At 63.8% G+C, this 17,597-nt stretch carries 23 protein-coding genes; 11 read left to right on the top strand and 12 right to left on the bottom strand.

Annotated features, from left to right (window positions below):
• Positions 1 to 19 precede the first annotated feature (19 nt).
• A complete protein-coding gene (locus LB535_RS19960) occupies positions 20 to 937 on the bottom strand; it encodes a polyprenyl synthetase family protein (RefSeq protein ID WP_411969139.1) in 918 nt (305 codons plus the stop codon).
• A gap of 76 nt (positions 938 to 1,013) precedes the next feature.
• Between LB535_RS19960 and LB535_RS19955 the strand changes: the two genes are divergently transcribed.
• The 3 genes from LB535_RS19955 (at position 1,014) to LB535_RS19945 (ending at position 2,880) form a co-directional block, all read left to right on the top strand.
• Complete coding sequence (locus tag LB535_RS19955) at positions 1,014 to 1,772, top strand: transglycosylase domain-containing protein (protein WP_095767340.1); 759 nt, start codon at positions 1,014 to 1,016, stop codon at positions 1,770 to 1,772.
• Positions 1,773 to 2,066: 294 nt separating this feature from the next.
• Positions 2,067 to 2,249 carry a 50S ribosomal protein L32 gene (gene rpmF, locus LB535_RS19950; RefSeq protein ID WP_006203806.1) on the top strand — a complete coding sequence of 61 codons (183 nt, stop codon included), beginning with the start codon at positions 2,067 to 2,069 and terminating at the stop codon, positions 2,247 to 2,249.
• A 229-nt stretch (positions 2,250 to 2,478) separates the two neighbouring features.
• A complete protein-coding gene (locus LB535_RS19945) occupies positions 2,479 to 2,880 on the top strand; it encodes a hypothetical protein (RefSeq protein ID WP_140545089.1) in 402 nt (133 codons plus the stop codon).
• Here LB535_RS19945 and LB535_RS19940 read toward each other — a convergent pair.
• On the bottom strand, positions 2,872 to 3,390 hold the full coding sequence (locus LB535_RS19940) for a winged helix-turn-helix transcriptional regulator (protein ID WP_224532573.1): 519 nt from the start codon (positions 3,388 to 3,390) through the stop codon (positions 2,872 to 2,874). The two genes, LB535_RS19945 and LB535_RS19940, sit on opposite strands and share 9 nt — an antisense overlap.
• Before the next feature lie 88 nt (positions 3,391 to 3,478).
• Between LB535_RS19940 and LB535_RS19935 the strand changes: the two genes are divergently transcribed.
• The 4 genes from LB535_RS19935 (at position 3,479) to LB535_RS19920 (ending at position 5,904) form a co-directional block, all read left to right on the top strand.
• Entirely contained in the window at positions 3,479 to 4,306 is an 828-nt protein-coding gene (locus LB535_RS19935; protein ID WP_224633403.1) for an alpha/beta fold hydrolase, read from the top strand.
• Positions 4,307 to 4,399: 93 nt separating this feature from the next.
• On the top strand, positions 4,400 to 5,056 hold the full coding sequence (locus LB535_RS19930; RefSeq protein ID WP_224633402.1) for a glutathione S-transferase family protein: 657 nt from the start codon (positions 4,400 to 4,402) through the stop codon (positions 5,054 to 5,056).
• A gap of 6 nt (positions 5,057 to 5,062) precedes the next feature.
• Positions 5,063 to 5,398, top strand: coding sequence for an ArsR/SmtB family transcription factor (locus tag LB535_RS19925; protein ID WP_095767344.1), 336 nt, complete (start codon positions 5,063 to 5,065; stop codon positions 5,396 to 5,398).
• Between the two features lie 11 nt (positions 5,399 to 5,409).
• On the top strand, positions 5,410 to 5,904 hold the full coding sequence (locus LB535_RS19920; protein ID WP_224633401.1) for an SRPBCC family protein: 495 nt from the start codon (positions 5,410 to 5,412) through the stop codon (positions 5,902 to 5,904).
• A 61-nt stretch (positions 5,905 to 5,965) separates the two neighbouring features.
• On the opposite strand, the gene LB535_RS19915 is transcribed toward LB535_RS19920, so the two are convergent.
• From LB535_RS19915 to LB535_RS19905, 3 genes are all read right to left on the bottom strand, one after another.
• On the bottom strand, positions 5,966 to 6,241 hold the full coding sequence (locus LB535_RS19915; RefSeq protein ID WP_140841513.1) for an ArsR/SmtB family transcription factor: 276 nt from the start codon (positions 6,239 to 6,241) through the stop codon (positions 5,966 to 5,968).
• Between the two features lie 32 nt (positions 6,242 to 6,273).
• Positions 6,274 to 7,521 (bottom strand): MFS transporter, encoded by a 1,248-nt coding sequence (locus tag LB535_RS19910; RefSeq protein ID WP_224633400.1) that lies wholly within the window; start codon positions 7,519 to 7,521, stop codon positions 6,274 to 6,276.
• 81 nt (positions 7,522 to 7,602) lie between these two features.
• Entirely contained in the window at positions 7,603 to 7,797 is a 195-nt protein-coding gene (locus LB535_RS19905; protein ID WP_095767348.1) for a DUF1192 domain-containing protein, read from the bottom strand.
• Between the two features lie 214 nt (positions 7,798 to 8,011).
• On the opposite strand from LB535_RS19905, the gene LB535_RS19900 reads away from it, so the two are divergent.
• From LB535_RS19900 to LB535_RS19890, 3 genes are all read left to right on the top strand, one after another.
• Entirely contained in the window at positions 8,012 to 9,022 is a 1,011-nt protein-coding gene (locus tag LB535_RS19900) for an NAD(P)H-quinone oxidoreductase (RefSeq protein WP_224633399.1), read from the top strand.
• Between the two features lie 296 nt (positions 9,023 to 9,318).
• The gene (locus LB535_RS19895; RefSeq protein ID WP_095767350.1) at positions 9,319 to 9,459 is read left to right on the top strand and encodes a DUF1127 domain-containing protein; all 141 of its coding nucleotides are present in this window, start codon (positions 9,319 to 9,321) and stop codon (positions 9,457 to 9,459) included.
• Positions 9,460 to 9,713: 254 nt separating this feature from the next.
• The gene (locus tag LB535_RS19890) at positions 9,714 to 10,412 is read left to right on the top strand and encodes a DUF1013 domain-containing protein (protein WP_095767351.1); all 699 of its coding nucleotides are present in this window, start codon (positions 9,714 to 9,716) and stop codon (positions 10,410 to 10,412) included.
• A 70-nt stretch (positions 10,413 to 10,482) separates the two neighbouring features.
• Here the strand turns inward: LB535_RS19890 and LB535_RS19885 are convergent, their stop codons facing one another.
• The 3 genes from LB535_RS19885 to LB535_RS19880 all read right to left on the bottom strand — a co-directional run bounded on the left by LB535_RS19885 (position 10,483) and on the right by LB535_RS19880 (position 11,717).
• Complete coding sequence (locus LB535_RS19885) at positions 10,483 to 11,202, bottom strand: helix-turn-helix transcriptional regulator (RefSeq protein WP_095767352.1); 720 nt, start codon at positions 11,200 to 11,202, stop codon at positions 10,483 to 10,485.
• An 18-nt stretch (positions 11,203 to 11,220) separates the two neighbouring features.
• A complete protein-coding gene (locus tag LB535_RS28870) occupies positions 11,221 to 11,346 on the bottom strand; it encodes a hypothetical protein (RefSeq protein WP_263490834.1) in 126 nt (41 codons plus the stop codon).
• Positions 11,347 to 11,552: 206 nt separating this feature from the next.
• Complete coding sequence (locus tag LB535_RS19880) at positions 11,553 to 11,717, bottom strand: hypothetical protein (protein ID WP_095767353.1); 165 nt, start codon at positions 11,715 to 11,717, stop codon at positions 11,553 to 11,555.
• Positions 11,718 to 11,904: 187 nt separating this feature from the next.
• On the opposite strand from LB535_RS19880, the gene LB535_RS19875 reads away from it, so the two are divergent.
• Positions 11,905 to 12,084 carry a hypothetical protein gene (locus tag LB535_RS19875; protein ID WP_042641561.1) on the top strand — a complete coding sequence of 60 codons (180 nt, stop codon included), beginning with the start codon at positions 11,905 to 11,907 and terminating at the stop codon, positions 12,082 to 12,084.
• A gap of 50 nt (positions 12,085 to 12,134) precedes the next feature.
• On the opposite strand, the gene LB535_RS19870 is transcribed toward LB535_RS19875, so the two are convergent.
• The 4 genes from LB535_RS19870 to LB535_RS19855 form a co-directional block, all read right to left on the bottom strand.
• The gene (locus LB535_RS19870) at positions 12,135 to 12,875 is read right to left on the bottom strand and encodes a DUF899 domain-containing protein (protein WP_224633398.1); all 741 of its coding nucleotides are present in this window, start codon (positions 12,873 to 12,875) and stop codon (positions 12,135 to 12,137) included.
• 156 nt (positions 12,876 to 13,031) lie between these two features.
• Positions 13,032 to 14,057: a class I fructose-bisphosphate aldolase gene (locus tag LB535_RS19865; RefSeq protein ID WP_224633397.1), complete on the bottom strand. Its 1,026-nt coding sequence runs from the start codon at positions 14,055 to 14,057 to the stop codon at positions 13,032 to 13,034.
• Positions 14,058 to 14,174: 117 nt separating this feature from the next.
• Positions 14,175 to 15,371, bottom strand: a complete 1,197-nt coding sequence (locus tag LB535_RS19860; protein ID WP_224633396.1) for a phosphoglycerate kinase — start codon at positions 15,369 to 15,371, stop codon at positions 14,175 to 14,177.
• 160 nt (positions 15,372 to 15,531) lie between these two features.
• Positions 15,532 to 17,421 carry a potassium/proton antiporter gene (locus tag LB535_RS19855; protein ID WP_224527131.1) on the bottom strand — a complete coding sequence of 630 codons (1,890 nt, stop codon included), beginning with the start codon at positions 17,419 to 17,421 and terminating at the stop codon, positions 15,532 to 15,534.
• Positions 17,422 to 17,597: the final 176 nt, after the last annotated feature.

Genomic DNA, 17,597 nt, shown 5'->3' with positions numbered 1-17,597 from the left:
GCGCCCGCCGCGCCACAGTTCAGTTGCTGCGCGTCGCCACGAAGGTCGCCGCTTGCTTGAGCAGCTCAGCCCGCTCGCCATAGGGCTCGAGCAGGGCATGCGCCTGGTCGATGAGGCCGTGGAGCTGACCGCGCGCCCAGTCTGGTCCGTGCAGTGCTGCGAGCGTCGCCTTGCCGGCGGCCGCATCCTTGTTCGTCGCTTTGCCCATCTGCTTTGCGTCGGCGGTCAGGTCGAGCAGGTCGTCGGCGAGCTGGAAGGCAAGGCCGATCGCCGAGCCGAACTCCGCCAGCCGCTCGCGGTCGGCAGCAGGCGCGCCGGCGACGATCGCGCCGGCCTCGCAGGCGAAGCGGATCAGCGCGCCGGTCTTCATCGCCTGCAGCGTGATGATGCCCGCCTCGTCCGGCCGTTCGCGCTCGGCTTCCAGGTCCAGCATCTGGCCGCCGACCATGCCGCCGGCACCGGCCGCTCGGGCAAGGGCGAGAACCAGGGTGGCGCGGCGCTCCGCCGCCAGCAAGGTCGCTTCGTCGGCGACGACGTCGAAGGCCAATGTCAGCAACGCGTCGCCGGCGAGGATCGCGGTCGCTTCGTCGAAGGCCCTGTGCACCGTCGGCTGGCCGCGCCTCAAATCGTCGTCATCCATGGAAGGCAGGTCGTCATGGATGAGCGAGTAGCAATGCACGCATTCGAGCGCCGCGGCGACGCGCAGCGCCGCCTCGCTATCGGCCGAAAACAGCGCGGCACTTTCCATGACCAGAAATGGCCGCAGCCGCTTGCCGCCATTGAGCACGCCATGGCGGATGGCCGCCATCAGGCGCTCCGGCCGCACGATCTCACTGGTGAGCGGACGCGCGTCGAGGATCCGCCGCAGCTCGGTCTCGACCGCGGCGGCGCGCATGAAAAGCGCGGATTCGAAGGCGATCTGGTCGTCTTTGCCCATGGCCGGGACCGGTAGCCGACACTCAGACATTGCGCAAGCAGGCTCGCGCCTTTATGCCGGAGGAGGCGAGGCACGGGTGGACGGCTTGACGGAACCGATCGTCGAATATGAAAGCGAAGGGCTGGACATGGCGCGACGTCGGCGCCTGAACCGCGCCGGTCTCAAGCGGCTTGGCCGGCGTTGCCTGGTCGTGGCGCTCGTGCTGGCAGTCATACCGGTCGTGCTCACCTTCCTTTATCTGCCACCTTTCGTGCATCCGGTCTCGACGCTGATGCTGAAGGACCTCGTGACTTTTTCCGGCTACGACCGGCGCTGGGTTTCGATCGATGACGTGGCGCCGGTGCTGGCGCATTCGGTGATCATGTCGGAGGACGGGCAGTTCTGCTTTCATCGCGGCGTCGATCTGGGCGAGTTGCGCGGCGTGGTCGACGACGCGCTGGCTGGCGAGGCGACGCGCGGCGCCTCCACCATCACCATGCAGACGGTGAAGAACCTTTTTCTGTGGTCGCGCCCATTGGGCAGCGTGCGCAAGGTGGTCGAGCTGCCCCTGGCCGTCTATTTCGATGCTGTGATGTCGAAGCGGCGGATCATGGAAATCTATCTCAACATCGCCGAATGGGGGCCGGGCATCTACGGCATCGAGGCCGCCGCCCGGCATCATTTCGGCGTCTCTGCCAAGCAATTGTCGCGCCGGCAGGCGGCGCTGCTCGCCGTCAGCCTTCCCAACCCGATCGCGCGCAATCCCGCCAGGCCGGGGCCGGGCCTGCGGCGGCTGGCCTCGCTGATCGAGCGGCGCGCGAGCAGGTCAGGCGCCTATGTCGGCTGCCTTGACTAGGTGCATCGATATTCAAGTGAGCCCAACCTGCGAACGGCGGCTACCTGTGCTTCCGGTGCTCACGTACTTTAAGTACGCTCCGCTCCGGTTCTCGGTGGCCACCGTTCTCGGCTCGGCCTGACTTGAATCTCGACACACCTAGTTCCTGTCCTCCTGCGGCAAAAAAATTCGCGCCGGCGCTGGCCAAAACGGCGCAAGGCGTGTATAGGCACCCGACTTTCTCAGATTATGGCCTCGATGCGGCCCTTTCGCGAGGGTTGCCGGGGCATTTTGACCATGTAGTGGAGCATATCCATGGCCGTTCCAAAAAGAAAAACCTCTCCGTCGAAGCGCGGCATGCGCCGCTCGGCCGACGCGCTCAAGGCCCCGACCTATGTCGAGGACAAGAATTCCGGCGAAATGCGCCGCCCGCATCACATCGACCTGAAGACCGGCATGTATCGCGGCCGCCAGGTTCTTGAGCCGAAGGAAAGCTGAGAGGCTTCCGCGGTTCGTGACGTTTCAAAAGACCGGCCTCTGGCCGGTCTTTTTGCGTGCGGCCCTTGGTTGAGGGAGACCTGGGCCTCGCAGGCTGCAGAAAAGCCGGACAACCGGCTGACATTGTTATTTCATTAGGTCTTAGAGCGTGTTCGCCGCCGCCGGCGAAAAGCCTTGACGGCGCGCCTGCCGCGGATTTTACAAAAGGGGTGCCCATGGAGTCGCCCAGATGTTCGGTGCCATCCCGCTGCTGATCGTGCCCTTCGTCCTCTACAATCTCGGCCTGCTGGGATTGTTCGGCGGCGGCGACGATCCCTGGACGACCGAGATGTTCTCCTTCCGCATGATGTCGGGCGGCGTGTTCTCGATGACGCTCGGTGGCCTGATGGTGCTGATCGGGCTGATCTTCCTGTTCGTCGAGATCTCAAAATCAGTGCGCACCACCAATGCCTCGATCCTCGATCACCTTTTGTCGACGCTGGTCTTCATCGCCTTCCTGGTCGAATTCCTGCTGGTGAAAGGCGCGGCGCACTCCGTCTTCTTCACGCTGATGGTCATCGCGCTGTTCGACGTGCTGGCCGGCTTCTCGGTGTCGATGCGGTCGGCGAGCCGGGATATAAACTTAAATTGACGTTGCCTCAGCTTTTCGTGCGACCACTTCCTCGTAGGCAGCGCGCAGTTGCTGGCGCACGGTTGGCGTGCCTGGCGGCGTCTTGGATGGCGCTCCGAGATGCTCGTGGCGCAGTTCGTCCATGAATTGCTCCCATAGCGGCGGGCCGCCTTTTTCGAGCAACTCGGCGCGGATCGACAATTCCTCCGTAACCGGCAGCCAGACCCGCCCCCACGCCCCGAGCTGCGCCATGATCGGCACCAGCGTGATCGCCATCTCGGTCAGGCTGTAGATCGCCTTCTGCTTGTGGCTGGGGTCGTCGGCCTTGGTCAGCAGGCCAAGCTCCATCAGCCGTTTCAGCCGGTCGGCCAGGATGTTGGAGGCGATGCCTTCCAGCGAGCCGTTGAGCAACTCGCGAAAATGGCGCCGGCCGCCAAAGATCATGTCGCGCAGGATGATCAGGCTCCAGCGGTCGCCAAAGACTTCGAGCGACAGATTGATCGGGCAGCCGGACCGACGGTCGATGCTCATGGCACTCTCCAGAAAAACCAGTTGCATTATGATATCGGTTTGATTATCGTGCAACTGATTGCAAATTGCAATCGGATAGGAGGAGCAGATGACCAACGCGGCGCAGCTTCCCGACATCATTTCGGAAAGCTTCGGCAGTCCGAAAGATCCGCCGATCCTTTTGATTATGGGCGCCATGGCTTCGATGCTGTGGTGGCCGGAAGCCTTCTGCCGGCAACTTGCCGAGCGCGGCCGCTTCGTCATCCGCTACGACAACCGCGACACGGGCCTGTCGACCAAATTTCCGCCGGGCGCGCCCCCCTACACATTCGAGGATATGGTGGACGACGCCATGCGCGTGCTCGACGACCGTGGCGTCGCCAAGGCGCATGTCGCCGGCATGTCGATGGGCGGCATGCTCGCGCAAAGCGTGGCGCTGAAATATCCCGAACGCGTCAGCGCGCTCACCGTGATCTCCTGTTCGCCGCTCGGCGTCGATACGTCCGCCCTGCCCGGAACGACCGAGGCTTACAAAGAGCACTCGGCCGAAGGCGGCAATGTCGACTGGTCGAAGCGGGAGCAGGTGATCGACTTCATGGTCAAGGACGCCTGTGCGATTGCCAGCACTCGCCATCCGTTCGATGAGGGGCGGACGCGCAAGATGATCGAGGAGGATTACGACCGCTCCGGCGGTCTGGCCAGCGCGACCAACCATTTCCTGCTCAAAGGCGGCGGCCCGCAGCGGACGGTGCGGGATCTTCGCGTGCCGCTGCTCGTCATCCACGGTAGCGCCGATCCGCTCTTCCCGATCGAACATGGCGAAGCGCTCGCCAAGGCGGTTCTCGGCGCAAAGCTGGTCAAGGTCGAAGGGGGCGGCCACGAACTGCATCGCAACGACTGGTCGCAGATCATCGAGGCCATCGCCGCACACGGCTAGCGCCGGCAAGACGCCGGCTTGACTCGAGCCGTCCGCGACAATAGTGAAGTAGTTACTTCAGTATTGATTATCCCAATGCGAAAGAGAGCCGGAATGTCCCTGACGCTGCATTTCCACCCGCTGGCCTCGTTCTGCTGGAAGCCGCTAATCGCGCTTTACGAGAACGACACGCCATTCGAGCCGGTCATTGTCGACCTCGGCGACGAGGCTTCCCGCGCCGCATTCCTGAAAGTGTCGCCGACCGGCAAGATGCCGGCGCTGCGTGACGATGCGCGGGACCGCACCGTGCTGGAATCGACCATCGTCGTCGAATATCTCGCCGCGCATTACCCCGGGCCGGTCGAGCTCATTCCCGCCGATATCGATCTCGCCCTGCAGGTCCGACAGGCAGACCGCTTCTACGATTTCTACGTGCAGCATCCGATGCAGAAGATCGTCGGCGACAGGCTGCGGCCGACGGACAAGACCGATCCGTTCGGGGTCGAGGAGGCCCGCGCGCAGCTGCGCAACTCCTACGCCATTGTCGACGAGGAGATGGCGGCAAGGACCTGGGCCGTAGGCGAAAGCTTCACCATGGCCGACTGCGGCGCCTCGCCGGCGCTGTTCTACGCCAACAAGGTCGAGCCCTTCGGCGAAAAATTCCCGGCCTTGAAACGCTACCACGACCGGCTGCTCGCGCGCCCGTCCTTCGCCCGGGTGATCGAGGAAGCGGGACCTTACTTCAAGCTCTTTCCGTACAATAACGGCTAGAGCGAGATGCTCCACGATCCCGCCCAGCTCGACCTGATGTTCCAGGCGCTCGCCGACCCGGCGCGGCGGCAGATGGTGGACCGTCTGTCGCGCGGGCCGGCTTCGGTCAGCCAGCTTGCTGAACCGTTAGCGATGTCGTTGTCGGCCGTCGTCCAGCATCTCAACGTGCTTGAGGCAAGCGGCTTGGTGCGGACCGAAAAGCTTGGCCGGGTGCGGACCTGCCGGATCGAGCCGCAGGCGCTTCGGGCCGCCGAGCACTGGATCAACGAGCGACGGCTTGCCTGGGAGCGTCGGCTCGACCGCCTCGGCGATTTCCTCGCTGAAACGAAAGATGAAACCTGAAGGGTCCCGTCATGACCGAACGATCCGTCGTCCATTCCACCTTCGTCATCGAGCGCGTCTATCCGGCGACGCCGGAGAAGGTCTATTTCGCGCTGAGCGATCCGACGGCGAAGAAGCGCTGGTTCTTTGACCCCGACAACCCCATGCCCAGCCGGCATGAGATGGATTTTCGGGTCGGCGGCAAGGAAGTGAATGCCGGCTGTCCCAGCGACGGACAGATGCATTTCTACAACGCGATCTATTACGATATCGTGCCCAACCGGCGCATCGTCTACAGCTATGAGCTTCTGTTCGGCGAAACCCGAGTCTCCGTGTCGCTTGCGACGATCGAGCTCATCGCCGAAGGCAAGGGAACGCGGCTCATCCTGACGGAACAGGGCGCCTTTTTCGACGGCATCGACTCACCGGCCACCCGCGAGCACGGCACCGGCGAATTGCTCGACGCGCTCGGGACGGCACTGGGAGCTGAGGGCTCCGGCCAAAGCGCATCGCGCTTTGGGTCTTGACGCCTGTCGTTGTCTCAGAACCGCTGCACACTTCTGAGCGACATGCATCAAACGCCGAAGACTATTCCCCAGGCGCCGTTTCCCAGAATTGGTCGAGCCAGATGTTGAGCCTGAGGAAGCCGGCGCTGCTGACGGTATAGACGCGCCTCGTGCCTTCGGGCTTGGCGTTGACCAGGCCGGCGTCCAGCAGGACCTTCAGATGCTGGGAAACCGCCGGACGTGAGACGGGCAATCCGGCGGCCAATTCGTTCACCGTCTTTGGGCCGCGCCGGAGTTCTTCCAAGAGATAGCGCCGGTTGGGATCGGCTATCGCCATAAAGGCGTCAGAAAACATCATGCCTTTATTTGTGAGGCAAAGTCTCGCGAATCTCAACTATCGGTTTCAACCTTTCTGCGCGGATCGAGCCGCGTGGCCTCGGGCGTGACGGCGCGGTCCGCGGGCTGCGTCTTGAAGGCATCGCGGTCTTCGATCGGCACCGGCGCGCGGGCGCGGATGCGCAGCAGCGTGTAGCCGGCGAGACTGAGATGCGCGAGCGCAGTTGCCAGGAAAAGCCCCTCCGGACGCACCCAGCCCATCAAGGCCGCGGCCAAAAGCGGGCCGATCATCGTGCCAAAGCCGTAGAGCAAGAGCAGACCGCCCGAAACCTTGACGAAGTCCTCGGAGCGGGCGTGGTCATTGGCATGAGCGACGGCGATCGAATAGAGCGTATAGGCGAAGGCGCCGTAGGCGGCGGTCATCACGATGATGAAGACGCCTGAACGCGGCGCGATGAGGAAGATCAGCATCGCGACCAGGGCTCCGCCGAAGGCCGCGCCGGCCAGCACAAAGCGGCGATCGGTTGTATCCGACAGGCGCCCGGCCGGTAGCTGCATGGCGGCACCGGAAATGACCACCAGGCTCATCATCAAAGCGATCTCGGCGGTCGAAATGCCGACGCGCGCGCCATAGACGGCGCCCAGCGTGCCCCAGGCACCGTTGGCGATGCCGATCAGGAGGCAGGCCACCGCCGACACCGGCGAGTTGGCGTAAAGGCCTTTGACGTCGAGCTTGACGTCCTGCAGGGGCTTGGGATGCGACTGCGTCGACACGGCCGTCGGAATGAGCGACAGGCAAAACAGGATGCCGGTGATCATGAACAGCGAGGCCGACCGAACATCGCCGCCGGCGACGATCATCTGGCCGCCCATGATCGAGGCATAGGTGACCATCATATAGAGGCCGAAGACGGTGCCGCGGTTCTCGTTGGTGGCCTTCTCGTTCAGCCAGCTCTCGATCACCATGAAGGCCCCGGCCATGGTGAAGCCGGTGAAGGCGCGCAAAAGGATCCAGAAATATTCGTCGATGATGAGGCCGGTGAGCAGCGCGATGATCGCGCCCGACGCGGCGAAGGCGCCGAAAGCCCTGACATGGCCGGCGCGGCGCACGAGACGCGGCGCGAAGAAGCAGCCGGCGACGAAGCCGCCGGCCCAGGCCGTGCCCATCAGGCCGAGCGATGCGGTCGAAAAGCCTTCCACCTGGCCGCGCAGCGGCAGGAGCAGCCCGTGCAGGCCGGATGCGGCGAGCAGGAACGCGGTGCCGCGCAGCAGCGAGAGGATCGGTCTGTAGGTTGCAAACATCGTTTGATCCGGGTTCGAGACGCAGGGCCTGAAGACAGATGTATTCGGGCTTTTCGGCGGCGAGAGAGCACGCCGAACAATTTATCCGCGGCGGAACAGCGACTCGGCGGCGGATTTGGTGGCGCCCTTGGCGGTGCGCTCGGCCTCCAGCCTGGCGATCTCGTCGCGCAGCAATGCGATGCGCTCGGACAATTCGTCGACGGACAACAAAGACAGGTCCTGGCCGATCTCGTGCGGGCGCTGCTTTTTCCTGGGTTCGTCGTCGAAGATCGCCATCCGTCGCTCCTCTCTTACTCGGCCATTTGCCTGATTTGGCAATCGGCATACATAGAGCAATTCCGGGAAAAGTGCGTAGCGGTTTTCCGTCCGGAATAGCGTAAGAACAAAGAGTTGGAGCAGGTTGGCGCTTCTTCAAGCACGAACTGCTCCAGGCAGGAGCGCCGATGCAAACGGGCGGCGATAGACCGGGATACAGGGAGAACACGATATCATGGCAAACGGACAGAAGATTCCGGCGAAGATGACGGCCATCGCGATCTCGCAACCGGGTGGGCCAAAGGTGCTCAAGCCGGAAACGCGCGACGTGCCGGTGCCCGGCCCCGGCGAAGTGCTGATCCGGGTGCACGCGGCCGGCGTCAACCGGCCGGACGTCCAGCAGCGCAAGGGCGCCTATCCGCCGCCGCCCGGTGCATCCGACTTGCCGGGCCTCGAAGCGTCGGGCGAAATCGCGGCGCTCGGCGACGAGATATCGCGCTGGCGCATCGGCGACCGGGTCTGCGCGCTGACGCCGGGCGGCGGCTATGCCGAATATGTCAAGGTTCATACCGGCAGCGTGCTGCCGCTGCCGGCGGGTTTCACGCATTCGGAAGCCGCCGCGGTTCCGGAAAACTACTTCACCGTCTGGCACAATGTATTCGAGCGCGGCGGCCTCAAGAAAGGCGAGACGCTGCTTGTCCATGGCGGTTCGTCCGGCATCGGCACCACCGCCATCCAGCTCGCCTCGGCCTTCGGCGCCACTGTGATCACCACTGCCGGCAGCAAGGAGAAATGCGACGCCTGCCTGAAGCTCGGCGCCGACCGGGCAGTCAACTATCGCGAGGAGGATTTCGTCGCCGCCGTGAAGGATGCGACCGATGGCAAGGGCGCCGACGTCATCCTCGACATCGTCGGCGGCGATTATGTCGGGCGCAATTACGATGCCGCGGCCGTCGAAGGGCGCATCGTACAGATCGCGGTGCAGGCCGGGGCCGTGGCCAGCGCCGACTTCTCCAAGATCATGGTGAAGCGGCTGACCCATACCGGCTCGACGCTTCGCCCGCGTACCGTCGAGTTCAAGGCGGCGATCGCAGCCGCGCTCGAGGCCCAGGTGTGGCCACTGCTCGGCACGCGCAAGGTGGCTCCTGTGATGGACATGATCTTTCCGCTGACCGAAGCCTGGCGGGCGCACGAGCGGATGGAAGAGGGCGAGCATATCGGCAAGATCGTCCTCGACGTGGAGTAGGATGGGTCGTTATTCAGGTGAGGCCGGCCTGCAAATGCCGGGCTTCTGCGCTTCCGGTGCTCACGTACTAAGTACGCTCCGCTCCGGTTCTCGAAGTCCACCATTTTCAACTCGGCCTGACCTGAATCTCGACCCATCCTGGCGTCGGCGCGTGTCCGGTTCCAAGCTGAACGAAACCTTAATGCTGCATTGCACAAAACGCATTGCGGCCATGCAAAAGCGTCCGTTCAATTTGTGGGCAGGAGTGCCTATTTACGCGGCATCAAACGATTTGACCAAACGACTGGAGAACCATCATGAACCCGATCAGTGCTTTCCGTAAGTGGCGCATGTACAACGAGACCGTGCGCGAATTGAACAAGCTCAATGCCCGCCAGCTGAGCGACCTCGGCATCAACCGGGCCGACATCGAGCGTATCGCCCGCCAGGCGGTGTAATCAGACGCAGCCCGGCCTCGCGGTCGGGCTGCGACATGCAAGCCAGAGCCGTCGAGACGCTTGCTTTGTTTCCGGTTCCAAGCCCGCTGGACCTCGTCCAGCGGGTTTTGTCTTTTTAGGGCCTTGAATCGGCCCTTCCCAAAAACATTGCGAAAATTGGAGGGAGCGTTTATACAGGCCGCGAATTTCCCATTTTGGTGGCTCTAAAACCACCGCCCGCGCGGGAACGCGGGCGAACGAGAAGGATTTTTGATATGGCCAATTCGCTGCTGATGCCCAAGGCGACCGCCGTCTGGCTGGTCGACAACACCGCGCTTTCCTTCGAGCAGATCGCGCAGTTCTGCGGGCTGCATCCGCTGGAGGTCAAGGCGATCGCCGACGGCGAGTCGGCCCAGGGCATCAAGGGCATGGACCCGATCATCACCGGCCAGTTGACGCGCGACGAGATCGCGCGCGGCGAGAAGGACATCAACTACCGGCTGAAGCTGTCGGAGCCGAAGGTGCGGGTGCCGGAATCGAAGCGCAAAGGCCCGCGCTACACGCCGCTGTCGAAGCGCCAGGACCGGCCGAACGCCATCTTGTGGCTGGTGCGCAACCATCCCGAGCTCAAGGATGCGCAGATTGCTCGTCTCGTAGGCACCACCAAGTCGACGATCGAGCAGATCCGCGAGCGCAAGCACTGGAACTCGGCCAATCTGCAGCCGATGGATCCGGTGACGCTCGGCCTCACCTCGCAGATCGACCTGGACCTCGAAGTCAACCGCGCCTCGCGCGGCCGCGAGCCGGCGCAGCCCGTCGGCGACACACTGCTGCCCGCCGCGCTCACCGAACGGCTGGTGCCGGCGCCGGAGAAGCCGAAGGACGAGGACCAGGAGCTCGATGCCAACGCCGTCTTCGCCAAGCTTTCGGCGCTCAAGTCGAAGGACAAGAACGAAGACGACGATCAGGAGTAAGCGTCCCGGCATCCAATAAAAAAGCCCGCTCGAAGCGGGCTTTTTTATTGGACAATGGCTTGGGAGGAAGTCACGTCCGCGCGGCGCGGTCGGGGGCCATGCCGTAATCCTCTGAGCGCTCGACGGCGCGGTAGAAATCGGCGAGCTGCTTGCCCCGCTCCGGCTTGAAGATGCGGCCGGCAATGACGACCGAGGCGATGCGATCGATGCGGAAGGCGCGGAAATCATCGCGCATCTCGCACCAGGCGACCAGTGTCCAGACCTTGCCCCAGAACCACAGCCCCAACGGCCTGATGTCGCGCGCGGTGCCGCGGCCGGCTTCGTCGGAATAGTCGATGGTCAGCACCTGGCGCTTCTCGATGGCGCGCTCGATCAGGTCGATCGCTTCCCGCGCGGCGTCGCTCACCACCCACATCGGCGTGTGGATCTCGGTGCGGGCGATGCGGTCCTTCTCGGTGTCGGGCAGCACGGCGCCGATCTTGACCAGCGCCTCGTCGGCGGCCCTCGCCATCGTAGCGCCGCCGAAGGCGCGCACCATACGGGCGCCGGCAACCAGCGCCACAATCTCGTCACGTGTGAACATCAGCGGGGGAAGATCGAATCCCTCCCGCATCATGTAGCCGACGCCCGCTTCGCCATCGATCGGCACGCCGGTCGACTGCAGGTCGGCTATGTCGCGGTAAATGGTGCGTTCTGAAACCTCGAGCCATGCGCCAAGCTTCTGCGCGGTGACCAGCCGGCCGCCTCGCAAATGCTGCACGATCTGGAAAAGCCTGTCAGCACGACGCATCGCTAGATCCCCCGAGGATTATGGCATAAGCGCTTCGCGCTTGCGCAGCGCGGCAATGAATTTCGCTCCGAAGGACAGTCGCGGCGACGGCTTGATGTGGTTGACGCCCGGTGCGTTCAGCTTGTCGTTCCAGCTTCTCACCATTGCGGATTACTCCGGATCGTCGAACCATGTTCGTTGCTGTCAGGATCGAAGCCGCTCCAATTACCGCATGCCTCCTGACAACATACTGTTAGGAGGCTGCGGCGAAGCTGCCGGCAAACAAAGGTTTCTTTCCCTGAACTCAACATCGCTGGCCGCCATTACATCTGGGCGCGCTGCCGCCACAATCCAAGTCGCGGCGGCAAATTTCAGTTTTCACGCACGCGGCCCTGGTAAAGATCCGGCCAGCCGATGTCCTTGCGGATGTCCGCCGGCAAGGTGTTCAGGAAACGCTGGGTGCGAATCTCGTTGCGCACGGTGCGGATTCTGCCGACATAATGCTGCACACTACGCAGAATTGTAAAACCGTTCATGACCTCACTCCTCTCTTTTTGATGAGAAGAGTATCTCACACCCCTCCTGACAGCAGTCTGTCAGGAGGTTGGCAGGGTGCGGAGGAAGACGGTGCGGTGCCGCTCGCAGCGTTCGAATAGGCCCTATTTCTGTCAGGAATGCTCCGCCCGAGGGTGCGCTCGAGAACAGCTTTGACAGTCGCCATCGATGCTGGTCAAAGGCGGCATGACGAAACTGCTCGCCCTTGTCATCTGCGGCATCATGCTGATCCAGGTCATCAAGCCGCTGGGCTGGCCGGGGCTGAAGCGGCGCGGCGATTTTTGGAAGCTGGCGCTGCTTGCGATGGCCGCTATCTCGCTGGCGGCGGTGCTTGGGCACTGGGCGTAGGCCTGTCCATATTCGGGGGAGGACGGCTCGCGAGTGGCGCGTCCTGCCGTTCACGCACAGCGGTCCGACCGATCCTTGTCTTTGTCCCGATATTCGTCATGCAGGCGCACCCAGTCCATCAGGTTGTGATAGGGACCCGTCTCGCCGCGGCCCTTCGGCGTCATGTCGAGATAATGATAGGCGCCGATCAGCGCATCGCCGCCGCGGGCGCGCGACATGAAGGTGAGAAAGATGTCGCCGCACTCGTTGCGATAGAAGATGCTGGTGCCGGGCAGGTCTTTCGACCGCAGCGGGCGCTTCTCGAAATTATAGGTGGTTTCGCCCGCCGCGATCTGCCTGTCGGTGAAGGAGACCTGCAGGTCGAAGTTGAAATCGGACGCATAAGACGACACCCAGTCGAACTTCCAGCCCATGCGCTGCTTGTAAGGCAGGATTTCGGCCAGCGGCGCGCGCGAGACGACGACCAGCGAGACGTCATGATGCTTCAGATGCTGGTCGGCGCCATCGATATGGTCGGCGAGGAACGAGCAGCCCTCGCAGCGGTGGTCGGAGCCCGGCGCCATCATGAAATGATAGACGATGAGCTGGCTCTTGCCGGCGAACAGCTCGGCAAGATGCTTCGGCCCTGCTTCGCTCTCGAAAACATAATCCTTGCGCAGCTTGAACCAGGGCAACTGCCGCCGCTCCGCGGCGATAAGCTCGCGGAACTTTGTCAGCTCCTTCTCGCGTTCGAGATGCTTGCGATGCGCTTCGAACCAGTCTTCGCGCGAAACCACGGCATTGCGATGCATGACCATCTCCTGTCCTCTCCTGCCAAGGACGTTCGACATCGGCGCGATCCGACATGGCCGATAGCGGTCGGCGCCTGACAAGTGGGAAGGCGGCTCGCAAAAAGCAAAAAAACCCGGGTTGCCGGCCCGGGTTTTATGCACTGCTCAGGGATGGCGTCAGGCGGCCTTTTCCAGCGCCGGCTGCCATTTCCCGAGCGCCGCCAGATGGTTCATGTGGGCGCGGTGGGTGAAGGCAGCCTGGCCGGCAGCAACGTTCGAGGCCTTGCCGCTCCATGCCTTCTGCGGCGCGGCCTGCAGCGCGCGGCCATAGGAGAAGGTCAGTTTCCAAGGATGCGGGCCGATGGCGTTGATGGCATTGAGGTTGGCGGTCGCCTCCTCGTCCTCCTGGCCGCCGGAGAGGAAGGCGATGCCGGGCACTGCCGACGGCACCACTTCGCGGAACAGCTTGATCGTCTTTTCGGCGATTTCCTCCGGGCTGTCGCTCTTGCCCGACTTCTTGCCGGAGATGACCATGTTCGGCTTCAGGATCGAGCCTTCCAGCACGACGCGGGCCGCGTAAAGCTCGTCGTAGAGCTTGATCAGCGTCGCCTTGGAGACGTCGTAGCAGGTGTCGATCGAATGCGCCCCGTCCATCAGCACTTCCGGCTCGACGATCGGCACGATGCCGGCCTCCTGGCACAGCGCGGCATAGCGGGCCAGCGCGTGGGTGTTCGAGGCGATCGAATTGGCCGAGGGCACGCCCTTGTTGGTGTCGATGTCGATCACCGCGCGCCATTTGGCGAAGCGGGCGCCGAGCTTGTAGTAGTCGGCGAGCCGCTCGCGCAGCCCGTCCAAGCCCTCGGTGATGGTGTCGCCGGGAAAGCCGGCGAGAGGCTTGGCGCCGAGATCGACCTTGATGCCGGGAATGGCGCCGGACGCCTTGATGATGTCGACCAGCGGTGTGCCGTCGGCGGCCTTCTGGCGAATGGTCTCATCGTAGAGAATGACGCCGGAGATGTATTTTGACATCGCCTCCCTGGACCGGAACATCATCTCGCGATAGTCGCGCCGGTTATCGGCCGTGGATTCGACGCCGATGACGTCAAAACGCTTCTTGATGGTGCCGGAGCTCTCATCGGCGGCCAACAGGCCCTTGCCGCCGCTCACCATCGCGGCGGCGATATCTTCGAGACGTTCGCTCATGGGTGCTCTCCTACGCTGCGTTTATTCCGCGCTAGCAGAACACTACCGCCAAAGGAATGACGCCGGAAAGCTAGAATCGATTGAAAGCCGCGCGGGCTTTGCCTGGTCTCGGATTGTTTACCGCTTCAGCACCTCGACGCCGGGCAGCGGCTTGCCTTCCATCCATTCGAGGAACGCGCCGCCGGCGGTCGAGACATAGGTGAAGTCGTCGGCGACGCCAGCATGGTTGAGCGCGGCCACCGTGTCGCCGCCGCCGGCTACCGAGACCAGCTTGCCTTCCTTGGTGCGTGCGGCGGCATGTTTTGCCGCGGCCACCGTAGCGCGGTCGAAAGGCTCGATCTCGAAGGCGCCGAGCGGCCCATTCCAGACCAGCGTCGCGGCGCGGTCGATCCAGTCGTTGACGCTCTGCACGGTCTTTGCGCCGACATCGAGGATCATGCCGTCGGACGGCACGTCCGAGATGGCGACGGTCTCGCTGGCGGCGCCCGCCTTAAATTCCTTGGCGACCACGCCGTCGGCGGGCAGGATGATGGCGCAGCCGGCTTCCGCCGCCTCGATCATGATCTGCTTGGCGGTGCCGGCGAGGTCATGCTCGCAGAGCGATTTGCCGACATCGGTGCCGCGCGCGGCAAGGAAGGTATTGGCCATGCCGCCGCCGATCACCAGCGCATCGACCTTCTTCACCAGGTTCATCAACAGGTCGATCTTGGTCGAGACCTTGGCGCCGCCGACGATGGCCACTACCGGCCGTACCGGATCGCCGAGGCCCTTTTCCAGCGCGTCGAGCTCGGCCTGCATGGTGCGGCCGGCAAAGGCCGGCAAATGATGCGCCAGACCCTCGGTCGAAGCATGCGCGCGGTGCGCGGCCGAAAAGGCGTCGTCGACATAGATGTCGCCATTGGCGGCGAGCTGTTCGGTGAAGGCCGGTTCGTTCTTCTCCTCCGCCTTGTGGAAGCGAGTGTTCTCGAGCAGCAGGACCTCGCCGTCCTTCATCGCCGCGACGGCTTCGGCGGCCTTGGCGCCGATGCAGTCGGCGGCGAAACCGACCGGGCGGCCGAGAACGTCAGCCGTGGCCCTGGCGATCGGCTCCAGCGAGAATTCGTCCGACGGGCCGTCCTTGGGGCGGCCGAAATGCGCAAGCAGGATGACCTTGGCCCCCTTCTTCGAGAGCTCGGCGATGGTCGGCGCGATGCGCTCGATGCGAGTGGCGTCGGTCACCTTGCCGTCGGCGACGGGAACGTTGAGGTCGACGCGCACCAGGACGCGCTTGCCGCTGACGGCGCCGATATCGTCGAGTGTCTTGAAGCCGGCCATGGTCGTTCCTTCCTGGTGCCTTGACGCAATCCGGACGGAAAACCGCCCACACTTTTCCTGAAATTGCTCTAGCGAAAACGCGGCGACCTTACTCGGCGCGGAAGACGATGCAAGGGCCGCGTCAATGGCGCGCGCGCAAAAATGATGTCGCCGTGAGACATCAGCCTTCGCCGGTTGCCTTTTGCCCGTCCGGTGCGGGCGCAACGGTGTCGACCGGCACGTCGTCGGCTGCCTGCTTCGCCGCCGGCCTGCGCCAGCTGCGGATCAGCGCTGCGATGCGGTCGCCGATCTCACCGGCGCTCATGAACACCGGCACGCGCGCGACCGGCGCGGTCGGCTCGAAGGACAGGCCAAGGCCGGTGATTCTGCCTTTCTCATCGACATCGCGCACGATCAGCTCGATCGGTCCGATCATCACACGGTCGGCATATTCGGCACGGCCGCCGAGCCGCTCGGTAACGAGCGCTGCAACGGTGAGCTTCTGCTCGGCCTCGGACAGGCCGGGGGCATAGGCGGCTTCCAGCTCCGCGGCCGAGCGGGCCGGATCGACGGCAAAGGCGCCGAAGAAGTCGGCATCCTCCGGATCGACCACGGCGCGGCTGGCAAAAAGCTTGTCGAGCAGGCGCGGGTAGCGGTCCGGTACGAAGATGTAGACCTGATCGCCGGCCGCCAGCCGGCCCATGTCCTGGAAGCGCATCGAGCGGCCGTCGCGCAGCACCAGCGAGGGCCTCGCCCAGCGCGGGATGCGCTCGCCGCGCGCTACCGGACTGCCGGCTGCTACGCGATAGGCGAGCAGCTCATGATGTGCCGAGCCCGGCAATTCGAGCTCCACCTTGTCCAGCGGCCCAAGACGGGCCGGCACGATCAGGCCGAGGCGGCGCGCCAGCGGACCGACCGTCCAGCCCTGCACCACCAGCGACACCAGCACGATGATGAAGGCGGCGTTGAAGATCAGCCGGCCGTGCTCGAGGCCGCCGAGCAGCGGCGTGATGGCGAGCAGGATCGAGACCGCGCCACGCAGGCCGACCCAGGAGACGAAGGCGACCTCGGGACGCGGCAGCCGGAACGGGATTAGGCAGAGCCAGACCGCGACCGGGCGGGCGACGAAGATCAGGAACAGGCCGAGCAGGATCGCCGGCACTAGGATTTCGGGGAATTGCGAGGGTGTGGCGAACAGGCCGAGGATCAGGAACATGATGATCTGCGCCAGCCACGACATGCCGTCCTGGAAACGCTTCAGGATGGTGACGGCGCGTATGTCGGAATTGCCGGCGATCAGCCCGGCAAGATAGACGGCGAGGAAACCCGAGCCGCCGACGGCGCCGGCTGCCGCGAACACCATCAGCGATAGCGTCAGCACGAAGATGGGCAGCAGGCCGTGATCGAGATTCAGCCGCTCGACCAGACGCACGATGGCAAAGCCGCCGAGCACGCCGATGATGGCGCCGAGCCCCATATTGGCGAGGAAGCCGAGCAAAAGGTTGGTGGCCAGCACGTTGGCTTCCGGGTTGGCATGCGCGGCGATGATCTCGACCAGGGTAATGGTGAGGAAGATGGCGATCGGGTCGTTGGTGCCGGATTCCACTTCGAGCGTTGCGCGCACGCGCTCGCGCAGGTGGATCTCGCCGGCGCGCAGCAGGAAGAAGACGGCGGCCGCGTCGGTGGAGGCGACGGCAGCGCCAAGCAGGGAGGATTCCAGCCAGCTGAGCTTGAGAACATAGGAAGCGGCGGCGCTGAAGATGGCTGTGGTCAGGATAACGCCGATCGTGGCCAGCGACAGCGCCGGCCCGGCTGCTTGCCTGAGCGCGTTGAGCGGCGTGCCGAAACCGGAATCGAACAGGATCACGGCCAAAGCCAGTGAGCCGGCAAAATAAGCCAGCCGCGCATTGTCGAATTCGATGCCGAGGCCGTCGACGCCGGTGGCCAGCCCGATGCAGAGGAAAAGCAGCAGCAACGGAGCGCCGAAGCGGAAGGCGATCAGGCTCGAAAACGCGGCGGCGACAATGAGCGCCGTGCCGACCAGCGTCACGAGATAGATCGCATGCTCCATCCGCTATTGCCCCTCCAAATCCCTCTGCTTGTGGCTTTACGGGAGAGTGGGGCGAAGACATGACCAGTGCAAGGCAACAGGATGTTTTTTGGGTTCAATGCTTCCAAACTTCGTCATTCCAGGGCGAAGCAGGAGCGAAGCTCAGCCGCGGATTCTGGAATGACGACGCGATTGGT

It is taken from the genome of Mesorhizobium sp. CA10 (genome assembly GCF_020165285.1).
In the GTDB taxonomy this organism is placed as follows: domain Bacteria; phylum Pseudomonadota; class Alphaproteobacteria; order Rhizobiales; family Rhizobiaceae; genus Mesorhizobium.
This window is presented reverse-complemented; position numbering and strand designations above follow the sequence as displayed.

What these genes read in the sequence shown, in the direction of transcription:
- LB535_RS19960 (WP_411969139.1), bottom strand. Translation starts at nt 937, where the DNA reads ATGGGCAAAGACGACCAGATCGCCTTCGAATCCGCGCTTTTCATGCGC.
- rpmF (WP_006203806.1), top strand. Translation starts at nt 2,067, where the DNA reads ATGGCCGTTCCAAAAAGAAAAACCTCTCCGTCGAAGCGCGGCATGCGC.
- LB535_RS19945 (WP_140545089.1), top strand. Translation starts at nt 2,479, where the DNA reads ATGTTCGGTGCCATCCCGCTGCTGATCGTGCCCTTCGTCCTCTACAAT.
- LB535_RS19940 (WP_224532573.1), bottom strand. Translation starts at nt 3,390, where the DNA reads ATGAGCATCGACCGTCGGTCCGGCTGCCCGATCAATCTGTCGCTCGAA.
- LB535_RS19935 (WP_224633403.1), top strand. Translation starts at nt 3,479, where the DNA reads ATGACCAACGCGGCGCAGCTTCCCGACATCATTTCGGAAAGCTTCGGC.
- LB535_RS19930 (WP_224633402.1), top strand. Translation starts at nt 4,400, where the DNA reads ATGTCCCTGACGCTGCATTTCCACCCGCTGGCCTCGTTCTGCTGGAAG.
- LB535_RS19925 (WP_095767344.1), top strand. Translation starts at nt 5,063, where the DNA reads ATGCTCCACGATCCCGCCCAGCTCGACCTGATGTTCCAGGCGCTCGCC.
- LB535_RS19920 (WP_224633401.1), top strand. Translation starts at nt 5,410, where the DNA reads ATGACCGAACGATCCGTCGTCCATTCCACCTTCGTCATCGAGCGCGTC.
- LB535_RS19915 (WP_140841513.1), bottom strand. Translation starts at nt 6,241, where the DNA reads ATGATGTTTTCTGACGCCTTTATGGCGATAGCCGATCCCAACCGGCGC.
- LB535_RS19910 (WP_224633400.1), bottom strand. Translation starts at nt 7,521, where the DNA reads ATGTTTGCAACCTACAGACCGATCCTCTCGCTGCTGCGCGGCACCGCG.
- LB535_RS19905 (WP_095767348.1), bottom strand. Translation starts at nt 7,797, where the DNA reads ATGGCGATCTTCGACGACGAACCCAGGAAAAAGCAGCGCCCGCACGAG.
- LB535_RS19900 (WP_224633399.1), top strand. Translation starts at nt 8,012, where the DNA reads ATGGCAAACGGACAGAAGATTCCGGCGAAGATGACGGCCATCGCGATC.
- LB535_RS19895 (WP_095767350.1), top strand. Translation starts at nt 9,319, where the DNA reads ATGAACCCGATCAGTGCTTTCCGTAAGTGGCGCATGTACAACGAGACC.
- LB535_RS19890 (WP_095767351.1), top strand. Translation starts at nt 9,714, where the DNA reads ATGGCCAATTCGCTGCTGATGCCCAAGGCGACCGCCGTCTGGCTGGTC.
- LB535_RS19885 (WP_095767352.1), bottom strand. Translation starts at nt 11,202, where the DNA reads ATGCGTCGTGCTGACAGGCTTTTCCAGATCGTGCAGCATTTGCGAGGC.
- LB535_RS28870 (WP_263490834.1), bottom strand. Translation starts at nt 11,346, where the DNA reads ATGGTGAGAAGCTGGAACGACAAGCTGAACGCACCGGGCGTCAACCAC.
- LB535_RS19880 (WP_095767353.1), bottom strand. Translation starts at nt 11,717, where the DNA reads ATGAACGGTTTTACAATTCTGCGTAGTGTGCAGCATTATGTCGGCAGA.
- LB535_RS19875 (WP_042641561.1), top strand. Translation starts at nt 11,905, where the DNA reads ATGCTGGTCAAAGGCGGCATGACGAAACTGCTCGCCCTTGTCATCTGC.
- LB535_RS19870 (WP_224633398.1), bottom strand. Translation starts at nt 12,875, where the DNA reads ATGCATCGCAATGCCGTGGTTTCGCGCGAAGACTGGTTCGAAGCGCAT.
- LB535_RS19865 (WP_224633397.1), bottom strand. Translation starts at nt 14,057, where the DNA reads ATGAGCGAACGTCTCGAAGATATCGCCGCCGCGATGGTGAGCGGCGGC.
- LB535_RS19860 (WP_224633396.1), bottom strand. Translation starts at nt 15,371, where the DNA reads ATGGCCGGCTTCAAGACACTCGACGATATCGGCGCCGTCAGCGGCAAG.
- LB535_RS19855 (WP_224527131.1), bottom strand. Translation starts at nt 17,421, where the DNA reads ATGGAGCATGCGATCTATCTCGTGACGCTGGTCGGCACGGCGCTCATT.